General features: G+C 49.0%; 20 protein-coding genes and 1 pseudogene. 6 read left to right on the forward strand and 15 right to left on the reverse strand.

Annotation, left to right across the window (positions count from 1 at the left end; genetic code table 11):
• Positions 1-299: 299 nt before the first annotated feature.
• Both MJ769_RS08080 and MJ769_RS08085 read left to right on the forward strand, forming a co-directional pair.
• Positions 300-716 carry a hypothetical protein gene (locus MJ769_RS08080; RefSeq protein ID WP_239236113.1) on the forward strand — a complete coding sequence of 139 codons (417 nt, stop codon included), beginning with the start codon at positions 300-302 and terminating at the stop codon, positions 714-716.
• Positions 717-906: 190 nt separating this feature from the next.
• The gene (locus MJ769_RS08085; RefSeq protein ID WP_239236115.1) at positions 907-1,659 is read left to right on the forward strand and encodes a hypothetical protein; all 753 of its coding nucleotides are present in this window, start codon (positions 907-909) and stop codon (positions 1,657-1,659) included.
• Between the two features lie 65 nt (positions 1,660-1,724).
• On the opposite strand, the gene MJ769_RS14500 is transcribed toward MJ769_RS08085, so the two are convergent.
• The 15 genes and pseudogenes from MJ769_RS14500 to MJ769_RS08160 form a co-directional block, all read right to left on the reverse strand.
• Positions 1,725-1,958, reverse strand: a complete 234-nt coding sequence (locus MJ769_RS14500) for a type II toxin-antitoxin system YoeB family toxin (RefSeq protein ID WP_305854697.1) — start codon at positions 1,956-1,958, stop codon at positions 1,725-1,727.
• Positions 1,933-2,250, reverse strand: a pseudogene (locus tag MJ769_RS08095) (IS4-like element ISCARN115 family transposase); the annotation flags it as partial. The gene MJ769_RS14500 and the pseudogene MJ769_RS08095, both read right to left, overlap by 26 nt.
• A gap of 117 nt (positions 2,251-2,367) precedes the next feature.
• Positions 2,368-2,715: an HVO_A0114 family putative DNA-binding protein gene (locus tag MJ769_RS08100; protein WP_239236116.1), complete on the reverse strand. Its 348-nt coding sequence runs from the start codon at positions 2,713-2,715 to the stop codon at positions 2,368-2,370.
• Positions 2,696-3,037: a toxin-antitoxin system TumE family protein gene (locus tag MJ769_RS08105; RefSeq protein WP_239236118.1), complete on the reverse strand. Its 342-nt coding sequence runs from the start codon at positions 3,035-3,037 to the stop codon at positions 2,696-2,698. The genes MJ769_RS08100 and MJ769_RS08105 overlap by 20 nt, the downstream gene beginning before the upstream one ends.
• 81 nt (positions 3,038-3,118) lie before the next feature.
• Positions 3,119-3,373 carry a Txe/YoeB family addiction module toxin gene (locus MJ769_RS08110; RefSeq protein WP_239236126.1) on the reverse strand — a complete coding sequence of 85 codons (255 nt, stop codon included), beginning with the start codon at positions 3,371-3,373 and terminating at the stop codon, positions 3,119-3,121.
• A complete protein-coding gene (locus tag MJ769_RS08115) occupies positions 3,370-3,621 on the reverse strand; it encodes a type II toxin-antitoxin system Phd/YefM family antitoxin (protein ID WP_239236128.1) in 252 nt (83 codons plus the stop codon). The genes MJ769_RS08110 and MJ769_RS08115 overlap by 4 nt, the downstream gene beginning before the upstream one ends.
• A gap of 149 nt (positions 3,622-3,770) precedes the next feature.
• Positions 3,771-4,547, reverse strand: coding sequence for a M48 family metallopeptidase (locus MJ769_RS08120; protein ID WP_239236129.1), 777 nt, complete (start codon positions 4,545-4,547; stop codon positions 3,771-3,773).
• On the reverse strand, positions 4,514-5,218 hold the full coding sequence (locus MJ769_RS08125) for a lysophospholipid acyltransferase family protein (RefSeq protein ID WP_239236131.1): 705 nt from the start codon (positions 5,216-5,218) through the stop codon (positions 4,514-4,516). Before MJ769_RS08125 ends, MJ769_RS08120 begins: the two co-directional genes overlap by 34 nt.
• A gap of 74 nt (positions 5,219-5,292) precedes the next feature.
• Positions 5,293-5,823 (reverse strand): D-glycero-beta-D-manno-heptose 1,7-bisphosphate 7-phosphatase, encoded by a 531-nt coding sequence (gene gmhB, locus MJ769_RS08130; RefSeq protein ID WP_239236132.1) that lies wholly within the window; start codon positions 5,821-5,823, stop codon positions 5,293-5,295.
• Positions 5,824-5,838: 15 nt separating this feature from the next.
• Positions 5,839-7,908, reverse strand: coding sequence for a glycine--tRNA ligase subunit beta (glyS, locus tag MJ769_RS08135; RefSeq protein WP_239236134.1), 2,070 nt, complete (start codon positions 7,906-7,908; stop codon positions 5,839-5,841).
• Positions 7,905-8,804, reverse strand: coding sequence for a glycine--tRNA ligase subunit alpha (glyQ, locus tag MJ769_RS08140; protein WP_239236136.1), 900 nt, complete (start codon positions 8,802-8,804; stop codon positions 7,905-7,907). Before glyQ ends, glyS begins: the two co-directional genes overlap by 4 nt.
• Positions 8,805-9,076: 272 nt before the next feature.
• Positions 9,077-9,946, reverse strand: coding sequence for a succinate--CoA ligase subunit alpha (sucD, locus tag MJ769_RS08145; protein ID WP_239236137.1), 870 nt, complete (start codon positions 9,944-9,946; stop codon positions 9,077-9,079).
• The gene (sucC, locus tag MJ769_RS08150; protein WP_239236139.1) at positions 9,943-11,145 is read right to left on the reverse strand and encodes an ADP-forming succinate--CoA ligase subunit beta; all 1,203 of its coding nucleotides are present in this window, start codon (positions 11,143-11,145) and stop codon (positions 9,943-9,945) included. The genes sucD and sucC overlap by 4 nt, the downstream gene beginning before the upstream one ends.
• Positions 11,146-11,155: 10 nt before the next feature.
• Positions 11,156-12,130, reverse strand: a complete 975-nt coding sequence (locus tag MJ769_RS08155) for an HpcH/HpaI aldolase/citrate lyase family protein (protein ID WP_239236140.1) — start codon at positions 12,128-12,130, stop codon at positions 11,156-11,158.
• A 340-nt stretch (positions 12,131-12,470) separates the two neighbouring features.
• Positions 12,471-13,406, reverse strand: a complete 936-nt coding sequence (locus MJ769_RS08160) for a fatty acid desaturase family protein (protein ID WP_239236142.1) — start codon at positions 13,404-13,406, stop codon at positions 12,471-12,473.
• Positions 13,407-14,283: 877 nt separating this feature from the next.
• Here MJ769_RS08160 and MJ769_RS08165 point away from each other — a divergent pair.
• The 4 genes from MJ769_RS08165 to MJ769_RS08180 all read left to right on the forward strand — a co-directional run bounded on the left by MJ769_RS08165 (position 14,284) and on the right by MJ769_RS08180 (position 18,723).
• The gene (locus tag MJ769_RS08165) at positions 14,284-15,192 is read left to right on the forward strand and encodes a mechanosensitive ion channel family protein (protein ID WP_239236143.1); all 909 of its coding nucleotides are present in this window, start codon (positions 14,284-14,286) and stop codon (positions 15,190-15,192) included.
• Positions 15,193-15,227: 35 nt separating this feature from the next.
• The gene (locus tag MJ769_RS08170) at positions 15,228-15,998 is read left to right on the forward strand and encodes a DUF481 domain-containing protein (protein WP_239236145.1); all 771 of its coding nucleotides are present in this window, start codon (positions 15,228-15,230) and stop codon (positions 15,996-15,998) included.
• A 131-nt stretch (positions 15,999-16,129) separates the two neighbouring features.
• A complete protein-coding gene (locus tag MJ769_RS08175) occupies positions 16,130-17,524 on the forward strand; it encodes a cation:proton antiporter domain-containing protein (RefSeq protein WP_239236146.1) in 1,395 nt (464 codons plus the stop codon).
• Positions 17,525-17,889: 365 nt separating this feature from the next.
• A complete protein-coding gene (locus tag MJ769_RS08180) occupies positions 17,890-18,723 on the forward strand; it encodes a CsgG/HfaB family protein (RefSeq protein ID WP_239236148.1) in 834 nt (277 codons plus the stop codon).
• Positions 18,724-18,785 lie beyond the last annotated feature (62 nt).

Genomic DNA, 18,785 nt, shown 5'->3' on the forward strand with positions numbered 1-18,785 from the left:
ATCATCTAGCTCAAAAAGCTGAAAAAATGGGAATGAAACTGGTCTTAAATGCAAGCGCAGAATTAAAACAAAATAAATCAATATGTTAAAATTTTTTCTTAAGAGAACTGACCCCTCCGCTGGATCGTTTACGACATTAGGTTGACGCCACACTTCAAAACCTTACAATCCCCATAGGTTCCGTTCTCCTATGGTTCAGTCCAACGAGGTTTATCCACCGCCAATAAGACCGCTGGTTTAACAAGTTTGGGGAGGGCGGCAGATAAACGCTATTCGTTAGGCAATCAAAAGGGAGCTTTATGAAAAAAATTATTTCAGCATTAGTAGTAATTGTTTTTCTAAACGGTTGCGCTCATCAACTAGAACTTATTTCAAGAGACAACAGCGGTAACGGTGTTGGGAACGCTCAAGAAATGGGCAAGCAAATCACCATCAACCTCAATGGACAAACATTCAAAGGTACATACGTCTATGACGGTATGAAAATCATCAGCACTACAAGCTCTACCACCGCTACAGCTTATGGCGGCTACAGAAGTGCAACAGCTTATGGCAATGGGTATTCATCAACATATGTACCAGGTTCAGGTAGCGGCAGGGTGCTGGCCACCTCTGGCAACAACTCTCTACGTTGTGACTTTAACTACAGCAATGGCTCTGGTATTGGATATTGTCAAGATAATTCAGGCAAAGAGTATGACCTGCTTATTCACTAAATTCCCCCACCCTTCATTCGAGAGGAACAGCCCAGAGGTGGGCTGCCCCTCAATTTGAAGCAGAGAAATTTAACTCACCTCGTTAGAGCTCATAGGCATGCCAATCACTTTTTTTCGTTCGCCCTCTGGAACGCACGTCAGGCAATCTTTCATTTCGCCAACGGTTTACCTTGATCACTGGGCGATTCGAATGTTCTCAGACGACCCAATACTCCAAGATCGCTTGGTGAAAGCGCTGCGATCAAAAGGCGGAACTTTATTGCTCTCGAATATTTCTTTCGGTGAGTTTGCTTCCATCGATGATGCTCGCCATGCTGCTGATGCTGAGAACTTCATCGAACGGCTGTTGCCGAATATTTTCCTGACGGACTTTGCGTTGCATAAGGTGCTTGAACAGGAGCGCTCCGAGCCAAACAATACGAAGCGCTTCTGGCCATCCGCAGATCTTCCGCAGCTCAAATTCTTCGCTGAACGTGAGCAAGATGCACCCCTTGGCTTCACAATGCGAGGCTTTATCATGCTTGCGCATGAGAACCGGGCTAGAATCGCCGAGGTAACTAGCGAAGTTGTTTGTCTGATCAAGAGTGAAATCGAAGCCGTTCGGAAAGACCCCGAGTACCTTGTCAAGGCACGATCTGTTCAACCGAACGATGATCGTCCGCGTACTATTGTCATCCTTGCAGAGTTGATACGAGGCTTTCTTCTAGACTCCGCAGCCTCAATTTCCGACAATGACATTATCGACTTAATGCATGCCGTTATGCCAGTCAATTGCTGCGACTACGTCTTATTGGATGGACCATGGGCTGAGCGTGTCAAGAAGATGAAGCAGCGGATTGCAAAGACGGACTCGAAAATGCTTCTTGCAAAGTATTTTTCCTGTCGGGACCATGGCGTTGATAACTTCTTGCAAAACCTTGAGGCATTTCCCGAAACCGGTTAAATGCATTTAACCATGCCATTTAACCCATTTATTCTTGAAGCTTCTTTCTATCCCGATTGATCGTCTCAGTAGTGGAAACGCAACTGAGCGATCATCAATGCATCACCCTCTATGCGATACACCATGCGATGCTCATCCGTAATTCGGCGTGACCAGAACCCGAACTGAAATGGGGTCGAACTGAAATGGGGTCGAACTGAAATGGGGTCGAACTGAAATGGGGTCAGATTCGATTTAACTAAAAGAATAAATCGAATCTGACCCGAATGGCACTTACTTAAGCTTTTTCGGATGCCCATATTTCATCACTTGCTCCCTTGCCAAATCCCTTGTTTTTGTCAGTAGCGGATATGGTTTGGGGCGTCGTTTAATTGCCCTTGGCTCGATTCGTCCGGGGCGGTTGCCGACAGACTGCTCGGCCACCAGCGCCAGTAATTTTTTGAGGTTATCCTCGTCATCCTCTCGCGCTGACATCCCGCTCCAAGCCAACCAAAGCTGGAGGGTGTGTTTGAAGCTTAGCGCCCGTGGCAGTACATCGGCCACCAACGCCGACTGCGCTATGACCAGGCGAATCAAATTGTAGGCCAGCAAAAACTGAAATGGGGTCACAAAAACTGAAATGGGGTCACAAAAACTGAAATGGGGTCAGATTCGATTTAACTTAAAGAATAAATCGAATCTGACCCCATTTTATGACCCCATTTTACGCTAAGCTGCCTCCAGCAAAAATTCAACCTTGACCGCCTCAAATGGAAAGATGATGCCGCCGCTTTCGGTGCGATCAAGAATGCCCGCACTTAGCAGGGCGGTAATGTCGGAGTGGACAGCCTTTACGTCGCGGCCAACACGGCGAGCGGCTTCTCGAATGGAGATTGGTCCTGCGCCACACAAAATCTTTAGCAGTTCCCAGCGCTTGGTTGTGAGAACTTGCCACAGCAGCTCTGGCGTTGCAAACGCGATTCGTGCAACCCGTTCTGGTTTTCCAGCCTTCCAGGATTGAACAAAATTCGCCATTGATTCCTCGGGCGAGCGAATCTCAAGAATTACTGTTTTCATCGTTCCACCTCGCAATATCTTTTTGAAAATCGGCCATCAAGCGCTCTGTCGTGCTGAATTTGTAGCTACTTTCTTTCGCGCCGAAATGCCGGTGATCACCCTTTCCAACCTCGTTGTCATAACGCACCACGCAAATCGTGTTAACAACGTAGGCAAGCCGGTACTTGAACTCGTGGTCTGAGCCTGATACAGGCTTGGGAACTCGCCAAAGAATCAACTCAGCGAAAGCTTGAGTTGAATAGACGATTCGTGTTCGTGCAATCAGGGTTGCTTTCATGTTGGACATGATGCCAACATGATGGGTTGCTGTCAATTCTTCCAACGAGAGACCTCAAGGTCAGACTCGATTTAACCTGCATTTAACCCTTGTTCTTGAAGCTTCTTCCTATCCCGATTGGGCGTCTCAGTAGTGGAAACGCAACTGAGCGATCATCAATGCATCATCCTCTATGCGATACACCATGCGATGCTCATCCGTAATTCGGCGTGACCAGAACCCTGAAAGGGCATGCTTCAATTGTTCAGGTTTGCCGACTCCCGCGAAGGGCTCGCGCTGTGTCTCAAGTAACAGCTTGTTGATTCGCTCGACCATGCGCTTTGCTTGTTTCTGCCGATATAGATAGTCTTCCCATGCTTCATCAGCGATGATTAGCCTCACTTCACCAACTTCCGTTCAACGCCTTTACCATCATTTAGTTGCGCGATGGTAGCGAGAAGGCGCCTGGCATTGGCGGGGGTGCACGAGAGATAGGCGGTTTCCTCCAGCGACTTGTAGTCTTCGAGCGAAAGCATCACGACGGATTGCTCTCCATTGCGGGTAATGATCAAGGGTTCGTGATCGTCGCAAACACGGTCCATGGCACTCGCGAGATTTGCACGAACGGTGGTATAGGTAATCGCATCCATAACAAGCCTCCAAATATGTACGCGTTACTGTACATCTTTGACGGCGGCTTGTCTAGCGCGCTGGTGCGGACGCGCCGATAAGCATCCTGCGTTTAGCTGACCGCGAACGGGAATGGTTTTGCTGGAACGACCCACTAGTTTTCAACCTGCTAAGACGGCGAAATCTGCCACTGTTTTAACTCACGGCGTCGCTTGGCATAATCGGGGCAGGCAAGTGCAACCACCTGCCAAAATGCAGCAGAGTGGTTCATCTCGATAAGATGGGCGAGTTCATGTACTACGACGTAATCAATCAAATGCAGCGGCATTTTAATGAGTTGCCAGTTGAGGCGCACATCGCCCTGGGTGGTGCAGCTGCCCCATTGCGTGCGTGCGGAGGAAAGCTTCAGCATGCGCGGCGTTACGTTCATCAGGGGGGCATAGTGTGCCACGCGTTCTTTGAAAAGTTTTTTTGCCTCGTGTTGATACCACTGTTTAACAGTCTGTTCTATCAATGCTTCATTGGCATCATCTGTGACATGTACGGTCAATTGCGCACTATGCAGTTGTGGTGGCGCAGCAAACAAGCCGACGGCCACACGCAGAGTTAAAGCCTCACCGATGAAAGTGATGGGTTGGCCATCCCGCCATTGTGACGAGATAGGCTGCTTCGCTTGCCAGTTCTCAAGTTTTGTTACCACCCAATGCGCTTTGTCCTGCAATACATCGTGCAGCCATTTTTCCGAGGCACGCAGTGGCATGCTGACCGTCAGTCCATGATTGTCGATGCGCAGGCCGATGCTACGGCGTCGACTAGACCGTTTGAGGGTATAAGCAATCCGGGTGCCAACCAGATCGACTGTGCGTTGTTCGACGGCCAGCGGAGTAATAAATCGGCGTAACTTTTCAAGCATCAGGGCAGCCGCGTGACTTCGGTTTCGATCCATTCTTCCACGCGTTGATTGATTTCTTCGGCTTTGAGACCGGCGGGATCAATGGGTGTGCCTATGCTCATGGTGATAACGCCCGGATATTTGAAGAAGGATTCGCGCCCCCACAGTTTGCCGGCATTGTGTGCCACAGGCACGATAGGCACGCCGCTGGATGCACCCAGAAGTGCTCCGCCGATCTTGTATTTGCCGCGCTGACCAAAAGGTATGCGTGTGCCTTCGGGGAAAATAACCACGCAGAAGCCAAGTGCCAGGCGTTCTTTACCCTGGCGCAGCAACTGCTTGATTGCTTCGCGCCCTTCGCTGCGTTTAATGGCAACGGGGCTGGTCATCGCCAGACCCCAACCGAAAAAAGGAAGCCACAGCAGTTCGCGTTTGATTACCCATACTTGTGGCGGAAATACCTTTTGTAGCGCGATGGTTTCCCATGCAGATTGATGCTTGCACAGCACAAGGCAAGGTTTATCGGGGATGTTGTCGGCGCCGCGCACTGCCATGCGGATGCCGCATACCACACGCAACAGCCATAGCATGATAAGCGCCCAGCCGGAGATGATGCGATAGCGTGTAATGGGATGAAATGGAAAGGTGAATATCGCAATTAGCGTAAACAGCGGCGTAATGACGATTTGCAGCAGCAGAAAAATCAGCGAGCGTATGAATACCATATCAGGGAAACCCTAAAAATATCGTCGTTCCCGAACGGGCAGAAATATAAAGTGCAGACTTTTTAGAGATGTCATTAAATTAGAGCGGAAGCGACTTCTGCCAGATCACGATAAATCAGCGTGCCTTGTGGCAAGCCGCCTTTGGCCTGGGTCTTTGTTCCCTTGCCGGTAAGTACCAGTATCGGCTGCGCGTTCATCTTGGCGGCAGATTTCAGATCGCGTAACGCATCACCTACCATAGGCACTCCTTCCAGGCTCACGTTATAGCGTGTAGCAATTGCTTCCAGCATGCCAGTTTTAGGTTTGCGGCAAGCGCAGTCGACTTTCTCCGCGTGTGGACAATAAAAGATTGCATCAATTCGCCCTGCTGCTTGCACCACCATTTTGTGCATCTTATCGTGAATGGCATTCAGTGTGAGCATATTGAACAGACCGCGCCCTATACCTGATTGATTGGTCACCACAACCACACGATAGTCCGCTTGCACCAAGCGAGCAATCGCCTCGAGACTGCCGGGCAGAGGCTTCCATTCATTCGGGTGCTTGATAAACTGCGGAGAGCCGTAATTAATTACGCCGTCGCGGTCAAGGATGATGAGCTTCATTGGCACCTCCCCATTTTAAGCTGCTAGCCTGGAGATATCAGCGACCTGATTCATCAGATCACCCAGTCGCTTAAGCAAGGCCAGACGAGTATTCCGCACAGCAGGATCTTCGGCCATGACCATCACCTTGTCGAAAAACTCATCTACTACTGAGCGCACCGAGGCCAGCGAAGTGAGAACAGCGGTGTAATCCTGTTTTTGCATTCCGGCTTCCACCAGCGGTGTGAGGCGTTGTACTGCTTCATACAGGCTACGCTCCGCATTTTCCTGCAATAGTTCAGCCTGTATTACGGCTTCTACCTTGATAGTTTTCTTCAGAATATTCTGAATACGCTTGTTGGCGGCCGCCAGTGCCGTCGCTTCCGGCAGTTTGCGGAAGGCGCACACTGCTTCCAGGCGTGGAATCACGAGATCGATACGCGTCGGGTTTTGACACACAACGGCTTCAATTTCATCGGGAGAGAAATCGCGCTCGCGCAAGTAACCGCGCAGTCGCTCGAGCATGAAAGCATGCACATCGCCCACGACTCTGTCGCTCATTTTTTCAGCGGTGAAACTATCTTTGCTCAATTGCAATAGTATATCTAGCGGCAACGCCAGCGGGGTCTCGATTAGAATGCGCAACACACCCAGCGCGTGGCGGCGTAAGCCAAATGGATCCTTGTCGCCAGTGGGGATCAGGCCGATACCATAAATGCCAACCAGTGTATCCAGTTTGTCAGCCAGAGCCACCGCACAAGCCACCGCGCCCTGCGGCAGCGTGTCACCGGCAAAACGCGGGTGGTAGTGCGCCGCGATCGCACCTGCCACTACCTGAGTTTCGCCATCATGCAGCGCATAATAGCGTCCCATAATGCCTTGCAGTTCCGGAAATTCGCCGACCATGTCGGTGGTCAAATCGGCCTTGGCTAGACGTGCCGCCAGTTCAGCGACAGATTTCTCAGCATTAAGCTGGTGCGCGATGGCACCGGCCAGGGTAGTGATACGCTCGACGCGCTGCAATTGTGTGCCGAGCTTGTTGTGATAGACCACGTTGCCCAGCCGGGCGACGCGTGATTCCAGCGTCTGTTTGCGATCCTGGTTAAAGAAGAAACGCGCATCGGCCAGACGCGGACGGACCACGCGTTGGTTGCCATCAATAATATGTTTTGGATTATCCACCTGCATGTTGGAAACAAGCAGAAACTTATTGAGCAGCTTGCCGTCGCTGTCCAATAATGGAAAATATTTCTGGTTCTGCTGCATGGTCAGTATCAGGCACTCCTGCGGCACCTCAAGGTATTCCTCTTCAAACTCGCCAATATAAATTGCCGGCCATTCCACCAGCGCCGTGACTTCATCCAGCAGGCCATCGGAAGGATTAATGCGCGCATTGAGTGCATGCGCTTTGGCTTTGAGTTGTTCATCAATTCGAGTGCGGCGCTTTTCAATAGAGGCGATAACCTTGCAGTTAGTCATGGTCTCTTCATAGCTATCTGCGGATGCAACCTGTATCTCACCTGTGTGCAGGAAGCGATGTCCGCTCGTTAACCGGCCACTCTGTATTCCTAATACTTCGCCGGGCACGATGCGATCCCCATGCAGCATAATCAAAGCATGTACGGGACGCACAAACTGGTGATCGGAATCGCCCCAGCGCATCAATTTGGGGACGGGCAGTTTCTTTAAAGCTTGAGTTATGACGTCAGCCAAATAGTCATCCAGGTGCTGGCCTTTTTTCTCTAACCGTGCGACGAAATATTCTGTTTTGCCGTCATTGTTACGCAGCAATTCATCAAACGTTACGCCCGCACCGCGCATAAAACCTTCCAGCGCTTTGCTGGGTTGACCTTCGGCATCCAACCCGGCAGCTACTGCGGGGCCTTTGCGTTCTATCACACGATCAGCCTGCTGCGATTCTACGTTTGTAATGGTCATGGCCAACCGACGCGGCGTAGCGAACGGCGTGCAAATGCTATCTTCATTCGCCAGTTTCTGCTCATGCAGCTCTGTAAATACCTCGTTGGCGAAAACTGTGGAAAGACGCTCCAGCGCCTTGGGCGGCAGCTCTTCGGTAAGCAGCTCAATCAATAAAGTCTGTTTCATTGCTTGGTCTCCCCAGTCTTGCACATCGGAAAGCCAAGTGACTCGCGCGAGTCGTAGTATGCCTGAGCCACCAGCCTGGACAAGGTTCGCACGCGGCCTATATAAGCCGCGCGTTCGGTCACTGAAATAGCACCGCGCGCATCCAGCATGTTGAAACAATGCGAGCACTTCATCACCATCTCGTAACCGGGCAATACCAGTTCGACAGCGATCAGGCGCTTGGCCTCTGCTTCATATTCTTCGAAGTGCCGGAACAGCATCTCGACGTTAGCATGTTCGAAGTTGTATTTGGATTGTTCTACCTCGTTCTGGTGGTACACATCGCCATACGTCACGATGTTGTCACCATTTTTGGCCCACACCAGGTCATATACGTTTTCCACGTCCTGCAAATACATCGCCAGACGCTCCAGCCCGTAAGTGATTTCGCCCAGTACCGGGCGGCAGGGTAGCGAGCCAACTTCCTGGAAATAAGTGAACTGCGTGACCTCCATGCCATCCAGCCAAACTTCCCAGCCCAAGCCCCACGCGCCCAGGGTGGGGGATTCCCAATCATCTTCCACAAAGCGAATGTCGTGCTCACTGGTATTAATGCCCAGCGCGCGCAGACTGTCCAGATAGAGTTCCTGGATGTTGTCGGGCGAAGGTTTGAGCACAACTTGATACTGGTAATAATGCTGTAATCGGTTCGGGTTTTCACCGTAACGTCCGTCTTTGGGTCGACGTGAAGGCTGCACATAAGCTGCGCGCCAAGGCTCCGGGCCGATCGCACGCAAAAAGGTGGCGGTGTGAAAAGTGCCTGCGCCCATTTCGATATCGTAGGGTTGCAACAGAGCGCAACCCTGCTTGTCCCAGAATTGCTGTAGCGTCAGGATGATTTGCTGAAATGTGAGCATGTGACAAAACCGGCGTGATTTGTGAAAGTCGCTATTTTATTCCAATTTCAATTCGATAGTGGAACAAGGCGGAGACGAGTAAACAATGCAGAAAACATTGTCTGTTTTTATGAAGATAAATTATCGACTAGCAAAGTGATGCTTGTGCCGAAATCCAGCCATTCAAAAATGGATTGGATTCAATCCATTGGATTCCCACCTGTCCGAACATAAGCCTGACTTCATCTCGTCGAGAGGTGGGAACAACGGAATTTTCAGAGGTTCTTTGATTACTATTTTATAGCGCGTAATACCGTAGCGCCTATGTCAGCCGGATTACGTACAACGAACATCCCCAGTGCTTCTATCGTGTCAATTTTAGCAGTCGCGGTATCGGATTCGCTGCTGATAATCGCGCCGGCATGCCCCATGCGCCGCCCAGGAGGAGCCGATAAGCCTGCAACATAGCAGATTAGCGGTTTGCGCATGTTTTTCTTTGCCCAGCGGGCCGCATCGACTTCCTGCGGACCTCCGATTTCACCAATCATGAGTACAGCATCGGTGTCTGGATCATCTTCAAATGCCTTTAATACAGTCGCGAAGTCAGTCCCATTGACTGGATCACCTCCGATACCGATCGATGATGATTGGCCAAGGCCGAGATCACTCATCTGGGCGACAGCCTCATAGTTCAGCGTGCCAGAGCGCGAAACAATTCCGACTCTTCCCGGGCTGTAGATATGAGAAGGCATGATGCCAACCTTGCCCACGCCTGGCGTAATAATGCCGGGTGTATTCGGGCCGATGATAATTGAGTTGGTGCCCAGCCGGTAGCGCTCCACACGCACCATATCCTGAACAGGTATGCCATCCGCGATGACAACAATCGTTTTAATTCCCGCATCAATCGCTTCCATGATCGCATCGGCAGCGAAGGGAGGAGGAGCAAAAATACCGGAAACGTCTGCGCCTGTTTCCCGCACTGCTTCCTCAACGGTATCAAATACAGGCAAACCCAAGTGTTGCGTTCCGCCCTTGCCTGGCGTCACACCTCCGGTCACATTAGTACCAATTTTCATTGCTTCTTCGGCGTGAAAGGTGGCATGCTGTCCGGTAAACCCCTGAAAGATTACACGCGAATCTTTGTTTAAAAACACACTCATGAAGGTTCCTTTTCTAGCGGTGCCACTTTTTTTACAATATTGTTTACTTCAGTAACCGCTATTGCGGCAGCATCATTAAGATCACTGGCGATAATAAATGGGAATTGGGAGGCGTTGAGTATAGCCCTTCCTTCTTCAACATTCGTACCCGCCAGCCGGACGATGATAGGCATTTTTATATTCTGGTCACGCATGGCTTGAATAATTCCTGTGGCGATCCAGTCACAACGGTTGATCCCGGCAAAAATATTGATGAGGATAAGTTTAACGGCAGGGTCCTGCAACACGATGTGAAAAGCATTGGCAACTTTTTCCGGTGTGGCTCCGCCTCCCACATCCAGGAAATTAGCCGGTCTTCCGCCATGCAGAGTAATGGCATCCATGGTTGCCATAGCCAAGCCAGCACCATTGACGATACAACCAACATCACCGTCCAGTGCAATGTAATTCAGGCCATGTCCGGTAGCCTCCACCTCCTTTGGATCTTCCTCGTCAAAATCTCGGAGTTCGGAAACTGTCGGTCTGCGGTACAATGCATTGTCATCAAAAGACATTTTTGCGTCCAGTGCCAACAGTTGACCACTGTCTACAATTGCCAGCGGATTAATTTCAGCCATGATGGCATCATTGTCTCGCATGCAACGATAAAGACCCTTCATGACCTTTACTGCTTGCGGCAACAAAGTGCCTTTCAGACCGACTTTATAGGCAACCTTACGGCATTGAAAATCGAGCAATCCCACCGCCGGATCAATGATTTCCCTGATGATTCGTTCCGGTGTTTGCTGCGCAACCACCTCTATCTCGACCCCCCCTTCAGCGGAGGCAACCAAAGTGATTCGTCGCGTAGCACGATCAATGACCAGCCCAATGTAGTACTCGCGCACAATATTGCTAGCTTGTTCAACCAGGACACGACGGACAAGCCTGCCTTCAGCTCCGGTTTGATGTGTAACCAAAACGCTGCCAATTATTTCATTGGCAATTACTCTTACTTCGTCAATGCTGCTGCCTACTCGGACACCACCTGCTTTGCCACGGCCCCCGGAATGTATCTGCGCCTTGACAACCCAACGCGCCCCCCCTATTTCTTCCGCAACAGTGGCCGCTTGTGCGTCAGTGTGGACGACGCGCCCCGGTGGTACAGGAACGCCATAGTGTTTAAGCAAATCTTTAGTTTGATATTCATGAATATTCATAGCACCTTACTCACTTAACTCCAGGCTTGGACGCCTGTATCTGATCTGCCTTGGCAACCAAAACCTGCGCCTGCCTGATAGATGCCGCATCGATAAGGCGTCCATTAAGCGAAACCGCCCCCTTGCCTTCGCGCGCGGCCTGTTCCATGTTTTCCAGAATGCTTCTGGCACGGCTAACCTCTGCTTCGCTGGGGGTGAACATTTCGTTGGCTAACGCAATTTGTGACGGATGGATGGCCCATTTTCCTTCAACCCCTAGTGCGGCCACACCGCCCGCAACCGCCATAAATCCTTCCGGATCGTTAAAGTCTCCAAATGGTCCATCAATCGGTCTCAAACCATAAGCACGGCAAGCGACTACCAATCTTGAGATCGCGTAATGCCATTGATCACCCCAATGACGCACCCGCTTTCCAGCTTCATCGGGGTCGGTCAGTATGGAGCAATTAGGATTGGCACCACCCATATTGGTCGTACGTGCCTGAGTAGAAGCAGCATAGTCGGCCACACCAAAAACCATTGCCTCCATACGGCTCGGACAGGCTTGAGCGATTTGTTCGATATTGGCCATGCCGAGCGCTGTCTCAATAAGCACATGGATATTGACTGGCTTGAATTTCTTTGCCGCCTCGATTTGTTCCATCAGAGTTGCGACAAAATAAACATCGTCCGGCCGATTAACCTTTGGAATCAGAATGGTATCGAGCTTATCTCCGGCGGCTTCCATCACATCTACGATATCGCGGTAACACCAATGTGTATCGAGCCCGTTGATTCGCACCGAAACAGAACATGCAGACCAGTCCATATCGTTTAGTGCCGCTATGACATTTTTGCGCGCCTGCTCTTTATCATCAGGAGCAACAGCGTCTTCCAAGTCCAGAAAGACCACATCAGCACCTGCCGTTGGCGCTTTTTCAAGCATACGTAGATTGCTGCCTGGAACGGCCAATTCGCTGCGATGAAGTCGAGTTTTAACTGCCACTATGTTTTCCCCTTGATTTGTATGTTGATTGATGTGATGCGACACCTATGTAAATCGGTATGGTTTTTTTGGGTGCAAACTATATCACGATGTTAGCTCGACTTCACATTTTGAACTTTAGTGAGTATTTGCACTGAACAAGATTAGCAAGCGAATCCGATAATCATCCCGCAGCAGTGACTTGGATTCTGCCTCCAGGCCAACGTCGGCACTGAAATTGGTGCAACGCGAAGCCAATCTGAGTGTACCTAACAGAAGTTGGTGCAATCAGCAGTCGTAAGCAAGGAATTCAACACAGCGTTAATGACGCCTATGGAAAGAAGCCCTCCCCTTAGAATGCTTACTTGCTCAACTCCTCCAGCAATCCCAAGGTATATCCTTTTGTAATATGTGCCTTTGCGCTGTAATCGGTTTGCGCCATTAATAAGTTATGCAGCTTCGGAAGATTGTAGAAAGGTACCCCCGGATAAAGATGGTGTTCCAAATGGTAGCCCACATTATGAGGAGCAATAAAAAAATGTTCAATGAATGAGGCTTTTACTGTCCGAGTAGAGGTGAGCACGTTGTCGTAAGTCAAACCACCAAAGTGCTCGGCTACGCTTCTGATATATTGAAACATAAAGAAGGTCGACAAGAAGGGCACAATCCAAAATAACAGGTAGTACTGCCATACTCCTAAAAAGGTTATGGCACCAAATAACAGAACATAAAAAACTATTTTTAGTGAGCGTGACTCTGATTTACCAGAATTTTTTTCGTCATTTCCTTCAAGCCGTTTCAGTAACCATGCTACATCCATGATGCCCTGATACAGAACCAGGTAGGAGGCTAGCCTCAGCACGAATTCCGTTTTGCTCTTCGGAAAGGTAAATGATCGTTTACCTTGCTTTGCCGCCCAGTCGGGGTCTTCATCGGTATTTAATTTCTGATGATGGGCTAAATGATTTCTACGATATTTTTCAATTGAAGTAAAAATCGGGTACATCAAATATAGATTAACGATGAGGTCATTCCATATTCTGTTTTTTAAAAAACGAAAGTGGGCAGCATCGTGCATTAAAACGGTTAAGGCATGCATCCTGGCGCCAATGATGATCAAGGTTAGAATATACAACCAAGGAGAGGGAAACAGGATGCAAAGATAGGTAACGGCAAGGATTATCAGCCAATTGAATAGTACGGAAGCAGCATGAAGATATGGATTTATTTTGAATAAAAGCTTTAGTTCCTTCGGATCAAGTTTGAACTTCAGTTCGCTAGTAGCATAGATTTTCATTTGGGTCTGATTTTTTAGAGTTAATATTTGGGTTGATACTTTATGTTGCACTTAAATCGTAAGGCCTTGCCGCAATTACCTGTTAAAGCCACCCTGCTCTTCCAATAGACAAGATACAACAAGCCCTAAGCGAGATACTTTAGCCGAGACGGTCACACACACCACACCGAAATTTGTTCTGCCAAAGTCCCGCTTGTTGCTGCTTTGCCGCCCCGTTTTCGGGCGATTTAGGCGATCAATGGTTTCAATTGAAAAATTCAAGAAAGAACGTCTCGACTACTTCACGATCAATGCAAGTAAATGGGAACAAATTCAATTTTTAGAGCCCCATACACCTGATATGTTCCCCACATAATCTAGCTACCCCATGGCTCGCCTTCCCCGCTTATATCTTCCCGACAAACCCTTGCACTTATTCAACGCGGTAATATCTGCGATCTCATTTTTGCGGCGGATGCCGACTACCAGATTTATCTACGTTGTCTGTAAGAGGCAGTTGACAGACATTCCCTCACCGTTCACGCTTGTGTGCTGATGACGAATCACGTACATTTGTCGGTTATGCTCGTCACGGAATCCAGCCTATCTAAAACCTAGCGACCTGTCCGACTTAAAGGGGATCGGCTGGCAATCCGCCTAGCTGATGCAGATCCCCCCGTTTTTTGGTCAATAGTAATGACTAGTGTTTGGCATAACCGGCAAAATCTGTCCTCACCCAGCTAAATCTTTGCTTAGATACTTCAAGTCAGACAGGCTGCCAGAGAACAAAGAAAAAATTTCCGTTCAGATTAAATTTTTCTTTCCCGTATTTTATACAGACACTTACGACAGCACGTATGCGATAGGAATTTTACTTTTAACAATCGGAGAGCACGCCATGAATAGTGATACTTTATCAACATACCTGCATCTTCCCAAAGAATTGTTGCGCGTCATTGTTATCTTGATGCTGGCGTGGTTTCTAATGGCAATAAGCCGCAAGTTGATCCGCGCGTTCCGTACTTACATGAACTCGCGCGCCGACTCAGCCGAAGAAACGCGCCGCATTGAAACGCTTTCGAGCGTGTTTCGCTACACATCCACCGTGGTGATCTCTCTGGTCGCGGGCATGCTGACGTTAAGCGAGCTGGGTATTTCCATCGCGCCTATCCTCGGTGCTGCCGGGGTGGTAGGACTTGCAGTCGGCTTTGGTGCGCAAAGCCTGATCAAGGATTATTTCAACGGCTTTTTCTTATTGCTGGAGGACCAGATCCACAAGGGCGATGTGGTCGAAATATGCGACAAGGGCGGCTTGGTGGAAGACGTCACCCTGCGCCATGTCCGCCTGCGCGACTATGAAGGGAACGTCCACTTCATTCCGAACGGGCTGATTACTACCGTTACCAATAAATCGCGCGGTTATGCTAATGCTGTGATCGATCTGAGCATCGCTTACAACGAAAGCATCGATGAAGTCTACGAAATCATGCGGGAGGTCTCTGGGCAATTGCGTGCTTCGGACGTGTTCAGCGCAAAAATACTCGATGACATCGAAATCGCAGGGGTGGATAAATGGGCGGATTCGGCGATCATCCTGCGCTGTCGTTTCAAAACAGCGCCGCTGGAACAATGGGGAGTCCGACGCGAGTTTTTGCGGCTAATGAAAAACGCGTTCGATGCGCGGGGCATTCAGGTTCCCTATCCTCATCTGGATTTGACGCTTTTCGCTGGGCAGGATAAACAAGGCAATGTTCCAGAATTCCAGTTGGTCACGCGACGTGATAAGCCCTTAGGACATACTTTATGAATGTATCGCTTAATCTAAAAAAACGGAGACAACTTATGAGAGTTTGTACATCATTACTATTTCTGAGCACACTGGTAACTTGCGGAACCGCGCAGGCAGAAGATGCTAAACCAGATGGTAAATGGCGAGGAAGTGGTGGGGCAGCCTTGTCAATTTCTTCCGGCAATACTCGCAGCAGCAGCATTAATCTTACAGCTGATGCGGCGCGCGTTACATCGGATGACAAGTTGACATTATTTAGTCAGCTTCTTGGCAGTCGTTCTGAGAGCAATGGAATTACCACTACGTCAGCCAATCAGTGGGCTGCCAGCACTCGCTATGATCACAATATTTCGTCGCATGTATTCGGTTTTGGCGGGCTTAATTTAAACCATGACCAAATTAAACTCTTGGCCTTGCGCAGTGTGGTCAGCGGTGGTCTGGGTTACCATCTAATAAAGACGGATGATCATCAATTCGACATTTTTGGCGGAGCTAGTTATAAGTCCGACAAATACAGCGGTTCGGGCATATTTATCAATAACGAGTTAAAAACCAGCCTGAATTCATCAGAGTTACTGTTAGGTGAGGAATCGACCCACAAACTTAGTGAAATCACCACCTTCTCGCAACGCTTGGTGATCAACAGTAGTGTAAACAACAACGGAAACCGCGCCACATTTAACGCTAGTCTGCTGGTGGCCTTGAATAAAACATTGAGCTTGAGTTTGACGTTGCAAGATCGTTATGACGGTTTTGTATCAGCCCCACTCAAGAAAAACGATATCCTATTCTTCACGGGTATTAACGTTAAATTTGGTGGATAACTCAAATTTTAACGTGAAAGCTTGGCACGATCTGAAGCAAGTGCTTGCATCATTTTAGCTTCAATTGTGCCACCGTTCGGGTGATGCAAATATATCGGCTGAATGTACAATGCTGAGGAAAGATAAGCCAAATGATTGCAACTTTATTGATGATCGCGGGAATTTTATTCCTGGCTTTACAACTAGAAGAAAAGCTCAGGATCCCATCACCGCTGGGTTTAATCGCCCTCTCATTTGTAGTCCATTATGGTTTTCAACAAGCACCCGTATTAACGGGTGATGCCGAGCATTTTGCTATGCTGGTAATTTTTCTGTTACCAATCCTGCTGATTTCAGATTCACTGGAAATCAAGGTGGCCGATCTTAAGGAACATGGCTTAAGCCTACTCTATTTGGCTGTGGTATCGGTATCCTTGTCGGTGGTGACAGCACTGTCTATTTCCAGCTGGCTATTTGCTGATTACGCCCTCTCCAGTGCGGCGGTCATTGTGCTGTTTGCCATGGTACTGGCAACCGATCCAGTTTCCGTAGTCAGCATTTTCTCTAAATTTGAATTGCCCCACCGTTTAAAAATCCTCGCGGAAGGTGAGAGCCTGCTTAACGATGCGACTGCGCTGATCGTGTTTGTCTTTGTTGGTTTGTTCGCTTTAGGCGGGGGGGAGATCACCGCTCTCTATGTGGCTGAGGTCAGCAGTGAAGTGATTCTTGGATCGGTAGCGGTCGGAATGATGGTCGGCTTTGTGGGCCTGTCTGTCATGAAAACAACGAAGAACCGCATCGCCGAAATGATGGTATTGATCATCACAGGGTATGGCGCCTTCGAATTGTCTGAGCATTTTTTTGTTCTGCTAAATTTTCTAGGCGCACACTCTCATATGCATCTATCGGGGATTTTGTCCTGTATTTTTGCCACTATTACGGTTAATCATTTGATGACTCAAGCTATTACTGAGGACAATAACCAGCTCGACCGTGTTGAGGCTGAGCTTAAACTTGAAGGTCAGAATCGCAATGCTTCATCAGGCGTTCTAGGAAATGTATTTCACCAAATCAAGGCTACCGTTGAGGAGCGTGATCGGCACCTGCGTACCAAGGAAGATGTTCAGTTACTGGCAATAGTGGCAAATACGATTTTATTTATAGCCATGGCGGAAATGATCGATCTCAATCTGCTATGGAAATACAAAGTGGAGATTCTAGTGATGTTTCTGGCTACCACGCTTATTCGCGGCGTGATGATGTCGCTGTTTGCCTTGATCGCCAACAAAACCAACAAGATGGTCAATATCAATTTTCGCTGGTGGGGCGTGCTCACATTTGCCGGGATCAAGGGTGGACTTTCCATTGTGATGCTCACCATGATTCCGACATCATTTGAACATCTTGAAATGTTCAAGGCGATGGTGATTGGGGTGATCATGCTTTCTACTTTCGTTTATTCAGGCGTGCTAATCATGATTATCGTCGGCAATAAAGACCAATTCCTTGCAGAAAAGGATGCAGAAAGAGAATCACATCATGCCTGATCAGCATTTCACCTTGTTCCAGCATCAAGTCGGGCCTTGATATTTGAGAATACTCGCTAACGGAGTAATTTCCCTGTAGGAGGGGCGTCCTGACTCTGGATTGCATACACTGGATAGTGTTCTGGAGAGAGAGCACACTACGCGGCCTCGTCGTCGCCATTACCATGATATTTTCCGGATCGCATGGCATGAGAAGGCTTTCCAGCTTCCCCCGGCACGACATGGGAAAGGGGCTGACTTTCGCCGGAGTTGCTACAATTCCAAGGTACGTCGTATGCTGTGAAGCTGTAGTATAATTTTTAGTTTGAAAGTCTGGTTAGCTGCATCCGAGTTCGATAATATAAATAATTAAGGGGAGGTAAATTATGAAGACTGTTTCTTTCAATTTATGCCGTACAGCCACGGTAGCGGTTGTTTCTGTTTTCTTGGCGGGTTGTGCCAACATGGAAATGGGATCTCAGAAAGCGAAAACGACTGCCACAGGTTCTGCGGGTGGCTCAACAACACAGAATGCCAACAGCAGTCTTGAACATTGTACAGAATCTTTGGGTACCTTGGCAGTCGTCGAGGACACCAACTCCCCATGGTATGGCATTTTAACTGGGCAAATGAAACTGGGATCTACTACTCCCGTCCTTAAGATGCTTGTTCAACAGTCCAACTGTTTTGTAGTTGTAGAGCGAGGGCGTGCGATGGCAAATATGATGGGAGAGCGTGCATTGGAGCAGTCGGGAGAATTACGCAAGAGCTCGAATTTCAAAAAGGGACAAATGGTAGCGGCTGACTACTCAATGAGCCCTTCCATCACTTTCAGCAACAATAATGCCGGAGGTGCGGGTGCTGCTATTGGCGGCCTCTTTGGGTCGGTTGGTGCTCTACTGGGCGGCAGTATGTCTGCAAAAGAATCCAGTACCATGTTGACCTTGGTGGATAACCGTTCTGGCGTTCAGCTAGCTGCAGCTGAGGGTAGTTCGCGCAATGTGGACTTTGGATTCCTGGGCGGCTTGTTCGGCAGTGCGCTTGGCGGGGTAGGCGGAGGCTATTCCAAGACGGCAGAAGGCAAAGTGATCGTTGCCGCATTCACCGACTCCTACAATAATCTGGTGAAAGCCGTGCGTTCTTACAAAGCACAAGAGGTCAAAGGTGGGCTTGGAACAGGCGGTCACCTTGGTGTTCAGGGCGGAAATGACGGTCAGTAATAAATATCTACTAGTGTAGTGAACCGTAATTAATGGAACTAATAACAATGGTGCCTGTCTCA

The organism is Candidatus Nitrotoga sp. BS (assembly GCF_927797785.1).
Classification (GTDB): domain Bacteria; phylum Pseudomonadota; class Gammaproteobacteria; order Burkholderiales; family Gallionellaceae; genus Nitrotoga.